We start from the raw sequence: 7305 nt of genomic DNA on the forward strand, positions 1-7305 counted from the left end.
CGGCGGCTGGAGCGGAGCGCCAGCGGAGCTCCAGCCGCCGGACGCCCCCGCACTCGGGGGGTGTGGGGGGTCGTCCCCCCACACCTAACGTGCCTGGGAGACCGTCGACATGTTGAAGTCGCCGACCCTGACGGCCGGCATTGCGGCGCGGGTGAAGTAGTCCGACCATTCGCGGGGCAGTGTCGGGACGGTCTCGCCGACTTCGGTGAGCCGGGACAGCAGGTCGACGGGGCTTTCGTTGAACCGGAAGTTGTTGACGGCTCCGACGACTTCGCCGTTCTCGACGAGGTAGACGCCGTCGCGGGTGAGGCCGGTCAGCAGCAGGCTCTGCGGGTCGACTTCGCGGATGTACCACAGGCAGGTCAGCAGCAGGCCCCGCTCGGTCCGGGCGATCATCTCCTCCAGGGAGGCGCCGCCGTCGGGGCCGGCCATGGAGAGGTTGTCGATGGGCGGGGTGAGCGGCAGGCCGGTCCGTTCGGCGGAGTGGCGGGTCTGGGCGAGCGAGGTGAGGGTGCCGCCGGAGATCCAGTCGGTGGCGCCGAGGGCGAGGCCGTTGTCGAACACCGACGCTTCGCGGCTGGAGGCGTGCGCGACGACGAACGGCGCGCATTCGAGGCCGGGTGCGGCGGGGTCGCTGGACAGGGTGACGGGCAGGCTCGCCAGTTTCTCTCCGACGCGGGTGCCGCCGCCGGGGGCGCTGAACACCGTCCGGCCGTCGGCGGCGTCCTGGGCGCCCGCGGACCAGTACAGGTAGACCATGAGGTCGGCGACCGCGGACGGCGGCAGGATCGTCTCGTAGCGTCCGGCGGGCAGGTCGACGCGGCGTCCGCCCCATTCCAGCCGGCGGGCGAGCCCGGCGGCGAGGTCGGGCACGTCGATGTCGGTGAAGTCGCGGGTACCGGCGCCGGCCCAGGCCGAGCCGCCGTCGCCCTTGGCGTTCAGTTCCAGCAGCCCGGTTGGCTGGTCGTGGCGCAGCCGCAGTCCGGCGGAGGTGCCGAGGAATGTCGAGGTCAGGACGTGGTTGGCGAACCCGTACAGCCGGTTCCCGGCGGCCTGCGCGGCGCCGAACGCCTCGCCGAGCGCGGGCGCGACGCTCTCGAACACCCCGATCCCGGTCTCGGCGGGCGGGTCGTCCCAGCCGGTGGCGGCGGGGCCGTCGGCGATCAGCGGCGCGGCGTCCTCGGCGGGCCGGCCGCCGGCGGCGTCGGCCTCGGCGGCGCGCACGAGGTCCTCGATGCCGTCGGCGCCGACGGCGGACCGCGACACCACTCCGGTGGCGACGCCGTCGCCGGTGCGGCGCAGCGCGATCACGGTGAGCCGGCTGGAGCGGGTGACGCCGTTGGTGGTGAGGGTGTTGCCCGCCCAGCGCAGGTTCGCGGTGGTGGACTCGTCGGCGATGACGATGCAGTCGTCCGCGCGCGACAGGGCGAGCGCCCGCTCCACCGCCTCCTGCGGCCTGATCGTGCTCACTGGCCGGCCTCCTGCAGGGTGTTGAGGATGTTGACGCCGCGGAACAGCGCGGACGGGCAGCCGTGGCTGACCGGGGCGACCTGGCCGGGCTGGCCCTTGCCGCAGTTGAACGCGCCGCCGAGCACGTAGGTCTGCGGGCCGCCGACGGCCTCCATCGAGTTCCAGAAGTCGGTGGTGGTGGCCTGGTAGGCGACGTCGCGCAGCTGCCCGGCGAGCCGCCCGTTCTCGATCCGGTAGAACCGCTGCCCGGTGAACTGGAAGTTGTAGCGCTGCATGTCGATCGACCAGCTCTTGTCGCCGACGATGTAGATGCCGCGGTCGACGCCGGAGATCAGCTCGTCGGTGGACGGCCCGTCCGGCGCGGGCCGCAGCGACACGTTCGCCATCCGCTGGATCGGCATGCTGGACGGCGCGTCGGCGAACGCGCAGCCGTTGGAGCGCTCCGCTCCGGTGAGGCGGGCGATGCGCCGGTCGGTCTGGTAGCCGGTGAACAGGCCGCCGGTGACGATGTCGAACGACTGGGTCTCGACGCCCTCGTCGTCATAGCCGATGGTGGCCAGGCCGTGCTCGGTGGTGCGGTCGCCGGTGATGTTCATGACCTTCGAGCCGTACTGCAGGGTGCCGAGCTTGTCGGGGGTGGCGAACGAGGTGCCGGCGTAGGCGGCCTCGTAGCCGAGCGCGCGGTCCAGCTCGGTGGCGTGCCCGATCGACTCGTGGATGGTCAGCCACAGGTTGGACGGGTCGACGACGACGTCGTACCGGCCGGCCTCGACGCTGGGCGCGGCGAGCTTCTCGGCGAGCAGCTCGGGGATGCGGGCGAGCTCCCCGTCCCAGTCCCAGTGCGCGCCGGTGAGCCATTCCCAGCCGTATCCGGCGGGCGGCGCGAGGGTGCGCATCGTGTCGAAGACCCCGTCGGCGATGCCGACGGCGTCCAGGACCGGGTGCAGCCGGACGCGCTGCTGGGTGGTGACCGTCCCGTTGAGGTCGGCGAAGAACTTGTTCTCCTTGACCTGCAGCAGGGCGGCGTCGACGTGGTCGACGCGGGCGTCGGCGAGCAGCCCGCGGCTCCAGTCCGCCAGCAGCGCGACCTTCTCGCCGGTCGGCACGTCGAAGGGGTCGGTCTCGTAGGCCGACACCCAGGTCCGCTCGCCGTGCGCGGGCTCGGGCGCCAGCTCGATGGGCTCGCGGTTGACGGCCCGGGCGACGGCGGCGACCTCGACGGCCTGCTCGGCGACCCGGGCGGCGCCGGCGGGGGTCAGGTCGATGCCGGCGGCGAACCCCCAGGTGCCGTCCTTGACGACCCGGACCGACAGGCCCAGGTCGTCGGCGTCCAGCGCGGTCTCCAGGGCGGCGTCGTGCAGCCGCAGCGTCTGGCTGCGGATGCGCTCGAGGCGGAAGTCGGCGTGCTCGGCGCCGAGTTCCCGGGCCCGGGCGAGGGCCGCGTCGGCCAGCGCGCGCAGGGGCAGCGCGGTGAAGGCGGGATCGATGTCATGCACCCTTGGCAACCTACCCCGGGGGCGCCACCCGCCTCACCTGTGCGGCGGGCGAACAAAGCGGGGGAGACGGATCTTGTCGGTAAGGCACATCCTCTTCCCGCCGGGTGCCCGCTAGGGTCGTGGACGGCTTCGGGGCCGGCCGCCCGGCGGCGGGCGGGTCGGCGCGCAGGGCGCACCGCGCACCGGAAGACGGACCAACCAAGCAGCGCCTACGAGAGGGTCGTGATGAGTCGCTCTGTCCTCGTGACCGGGGGGAACCGGGGCATCGGCCTGGCCATCGCCCGCGAGCTGGCCGCGGCGGGCGACGCCGTCGCCGTCACCTACCGGTCGGGCGAGCCCCCGGAGGGGCTGTTCGGCGTGCGGTGCGACGTGACCAGCGCCGAGGACGTCGACGCGGCGTTCGCCAAGGTCGAGGCGGAGCAGGGCAAGGTGGAGGTGCTCGTCGCCAACGCCGGCATCACCAAGGACACGCTGCTGGCGGTGATGAGCGAGGAGTCGTTCACCTCGGTGCTCGACACGAACCTGACCGGCGCGTTCCGGGTCGCCAAGCGCGGCGTGAAGGGCATGATGCGGGCCCGCAAGGGGCGCATCGTGCTGGTGTCGTCGGTGGTGGGGCTGCTCGGTTCGCCGGGGCAGGCGAACTACGCCGCGTCCAAGGCGGGCCTGGTCGGGTTCGCGCGGTCGCTGGCCCGCGAGCTCGGGTCGCGCAACATCACGGTGAACGTGGTCGCGCCCGGGTTCGTCGACACCGACATGACCGCGGTGCTGACCGAGGACCAGCAGAAGGGGATCACCGCGGCGATCCCGCTGGGCCGGATCGCGCGGCCCGAGGAGGTCGCCAAGGCCGTGCGGTTCGTGGCGAGCGACGACGCCGCCTACATCACCGGGGCCGTGATCCCGGTCGACGGCGGCCTGGGAATGGGGCACTGACAGTCATGGGAATCCTCGAAGGCAAGCGGATCCTGGTCACCGGCGTCCTCACCGACGCCTCCATCGGCTTCCACGTCGCGCGGGTCGCGCAGGAGCAGGGCGCCGAGGTCGTGCTGACCGCCTACCCGCGGCCGACCCTCACGGCGCGGACCGCCAAGCGGCTGCCGTCCGGCCCGGACAACCCGCCGCCGGTCATCGAACTCGATGTGATGAACACCGAGCAGCTGAACGCCCTTGAGGGCAACCTGCGCGAGCACGGCTTCGACCACCTCGACGGCGTGATGCACGCGATCGGCTTCGCGCCGCAGACCGCGCTCGGCGGCAACTTCCTGGAGACGCCCTGGGAGGACGTGGCGACCGCCATTCACGCCTCCACGTACTCGCTGAAGTCGCTGACGATGGCGTGCCTGCCGCTGATGAAGGACGGCGGCTCGGTCGTCGGCCTGGACTTCGACGCCACCAAGTCGTGGCCGGTGTACGACTGGATGGGCGTGGCGAAGGCCGGCCTGGAGTCGTGCGCCCGCTACCTGGCCAAGTACCTCGGCCCGCAGGGCATCCGCGTCAACCTCGTCGCGGCGGGCCCGCTGGCCACGATGGCGGCCAAGAGCATCCCCGGCTTCGAGGGCATGACGGAGCTGTGGCCGAAGGCGGCCCCGCTCGGCTGGGACATCAAGGACAGCGAGCCGACCGCGCGGGCGTGCGTGGCGCTGCTGTCGGACTGGTTCCCGGCCACCAGCGGCGAGATCGTCCACGTCGACGGCGGCCTGCACTCCGTCGGCGCCCCGGACGTGTAGCCCTCCGGCGGCCCACGCGAACGCCGAAGGCCCCCTCCCCAAGCCGGGGAGGGGGCCTTCGGCGTGCTGCGTCAGCGGCGGCGGGCCGCGGCGGCCCGGCGGAGCGAGCGGCCCGCGACGCTGATGTTGAGGGCGGCCACGGCGCCCGCCGCGCCCGCGGCGGCGGCGACCCAGAGCATCTGGTCGCCGTCGTGCTCGGAGGAGGCGACGGGGGAGATGAGGCGCGTCTGCGGCATGGTGTACGCGCCGGACGCGTTGCGGTAGGCGTTCGGGTCGGCCGCGACCTCCGGGGTGGGCAGCACGCCCGGCAGCCCGGACGAGAGCGTCGGGGCGTTCGGGTCGTAGGGCTTGAGGCCCTGCCCGCCGGTCATCGTGGACGGCCCGGCGCCCGTGCCGGTGGCCGACGGCGCGCGGACCGCCGTGCCCGAGCCGCGAGCGGGCGCCTTGGCCTTCTTGGGCGCGCTGCTCTTGGGGGCGCTGGGCTTCTTCGACTTGGTGGGCTTGGGCGTGGGGGTCGGCGTCGGCGTGGGCGTCGGGGTCAGCGCCTTGCGCAGGTTGCCGAGGTTGCACTTCCAGTTGTCGATGGTGCTGGCCGGGTCGGTGCCCTTCTTGCACGTCTCCGCCGCGGCCGCCTCGCCCGCGGGCGCGGCCAGCAGCAGGACCAGGGCGCCCGCCGAGACCGCGGCCGAAGCCGTACCGAGCCGCCTGAGCCGCTGGGGCATGTCGCTCCTCCGCCTGCCGTGATGCTGTTGTTGACACCTGGTCCAACGAACGATGGACACAGAGGTCACGGTCGAATGCGCGCGCCGATTGGTCCGATCGTGCCCCATACGGGGCCAACCGTAAACCGCGACACGGCGGTTTCTTTACCGCCTCACCAATCGCGCCAGGCGGGTCCGCCGCTCGCGCGCCCCGGACTCCTTGACGGCCCTGGCCAGCGCCGGCCCGGCCGCCTGCACCACCGACAGGTGCCTGCGCGCCAGCCCGAACGCGGTGGCCACCAGCGGCCGCGACAGCCCGTCCGGCACCAGCACCGCCACGACCGCAGGACGGCGCGTCCCGCGCGCCTGGGCGACCGGCACCGCCCAGCCGTGCCGCAGCCGCGCCGCGTCCGCGGGCGCGATCGTCACCGCGCCGCCGGGGAACTCCACGTCCAGGCCGTGCGGGCCGCCGCCGGTCACCACGCCGGTCTCGCCGACCGCGGCCAGGGGAAGCGGCGCCGCCACGACCACCCGGTCGCCGGGGTCCATCCCGCCGAACGCGCCGGGGCCGGGGTTCAGCCGCGCCTTCAGCGCCGCGTTCAGCGCGGCCGCGCCCGCGTCGCCGCCCGAGGCCACCGCGACGACCTGGACGTCCTCCACCGGGATGCCGAGCGCGCGCGGGATCGAGTCGGTGACGAGCTGGACCGCCCGGTGCACCGCCTCCGCCGGGTCGGCGGCCGGCACGATCACGACCTCGCGGCCCGGCGCGTCCACCGCGACCAGCTCCCCGCCCCGCACCGCCTCGGTGAGCGCCGCGACGGGATCGGACGGAGGCTCGGCGTCCAGCGTGACGACCGGGACGGTGTCCGACCCTTCCAGGTCGTCCAGCGGGCGGCCCGGCCCGGCGGGCGGCGGCGAGCCCGGCTCGGCGCACAGCACGAGGTGGGCGCCGTCCGGGCACGCCCCGACCAGCAGCGCGCACAGCTCGACGTCGAGCGCCGCCGCCTCCGTCACCACGACCAGGTCCAGCTCGAACGGCCGCTGCTCGCCGCGCCCGTACACGACGGCGCCGGGCGCCGCGGACGCGTCGTCCTGCGGCTCCAGCAGGCGGTGCAGGCTCGCCACGACCGGGGCGGGCCCGTCACCGGGGAGCGCGGCGGCCAGGTCGGCGGCGGCCCGTTCCGTCGGCGCGGCGACCGCGGCGCGCAGGCCGGCCGACGCGGCGGCCGAGGCGATGCCGGCGGCGGTCCCGGCGAGGGCGTCCGGGGTGCCGCGCAGGACGCTGACGCCGGTGCGCAGCGCGGCGGTGAGCGCGAGCGAGCGGTCCTCGGGCAGCCCGGCGCGCAGCTCCTTGACGGCGGTGTCGTCCAGCAGCGGCACGGCGGTGAGCGTCAGCCGCTGGAACCCCTCGGCCGCCGTCTCCTCCGCCAGCGCCCAGCGCTCCACGCCGAGCGTCTCCTCCGGCTCGGGCGGCTCGGCGTCCTCGTCGAACGACTCCTCGTCGAACTCCGGCTCCTCGGTGAGCGGCAGCACCTCGCCTTCGTCCAGGGCCGCCTCGACGGCGCCGGGCGGGTCGTCGACCTGGGCGCGTTCCAGCTGCGTCACGACCTCGGCGAGCGGGGTGACGGTGTGCCCCTGCCGGGCCGCCTCGGTCAGCAGGTGCAGGACGAGCGCGCGGCCGCGGCGCGGGTCGTCGGGCCGGGCGTCCGGGCCGAGCAGGGCGCGCGCGAAGTGGTCGGCCTGCGGGAGCCGCACGCCGGGGACGCGCAGCAGCCGCCACGGGTCCTCGCGCAGCCGCGCGGCGGCACCGGACCCGAGCCGCGCCGCCGTCCGCGCGGTGAGCGCGGCGGGGACGCCGGTCGCGGCGAACAGCTCGTTGAGCGCGGCCCGGTCCTCGGGCGTGGCGGCGCCGGC

At 74.8% G+C, this 7305-nt stretch carries 6 protein-coding genes; 2 read left to right on the forward strand and 4 right to left on the reverse strand.

Annotated features, from left to right (window positions below):
- Positions 1-84: 84 nt before the first annotated feature.
- Together QP089_RS41290 and QP089_RS41295 are read right to left on the reverse strand one after the other, a co-directional pair.
- The gene (locus QP089_RS41290; protein WP_285919781.1) at positions 85-1461 is read right to left on the reverse strand and encodes a metallopeptidase TldD-related protein; all 1377 of its coding nucleotides are present in this window, start codon (positions 1459-1461) and stop codon (positions 85-87) included.
- A 5-nt stretch (positions 1462-1466) separates the two neighbouring features.
- The gene (locus QP089_RS41295; protein ID WP_285919755.1) at positions 1467-2966 is read right to left on the reverse strand and encodes a TldD/PmbA family protein; all 1500 of its coding nucleotides are present in this window, start codon (positions 2964-2966) and stop codon (positions 1467-1469) included.
- Between the two features lie 225 nt (positions 2967-3191).
- Between QP089_RS41295 and QP089_RS41300 the strand changes: the two genes are divergently transcribed.
- Positions 3192-3896, forward strand: a complete 705-nt coding sequence (locus QP089_RS41300) for a beta-ketoacyl-ACP reductase (protein WP_285919757.1) — start codon at positions 3192-3194, stop codon at positions 3894-3896.
- A gap of 5 nt (positions 3897-3901) precedes the next feature.
- Entirely contained in the window at positions 3902-4690 is a 789-nt protein-coding gene (gene fabI, locus QP089_RS41305) for an enoyl-ACP reductase FabI (protein ID WP_285919759.1), read from the forward strand.
- 71 nt (positions 4691-4761) lie between these two features.
- On the opposite strand, the gene QP089_RS41310 is transcribed toward fabI, so the two are convergent.
- The gene (locus QP089_RS41310; RefSeq protein ID WP_285919760.1) at positions 4762-5412 is read right to left on the reverse strand and encodes a hypothetical protein; all 651 of its coding nucleotides are present in this window, start codon (positions 5410-5412) and stop codon (positions 4762-4764) included.
- A gap of 144 nt (positions 5413-5556) precedes the next feature.
- The coding region (locus QP089_RS41315; protein ID WP_285919762.1) for a helix-hairpin-helix domain-containing protein at positions 5557-7305 on the reverse strand (1749 nt) is incomplete at its 5' end.

This window comes from Actinomadura opuntiae, assembly GCF_030283205.1.
Taxonomy (GTDB): domain Bacteria; phylum Actinomycetota; class Actinomycetes; order Streptosporangiales; family Streptosporangiaceae; genus Spirillospora.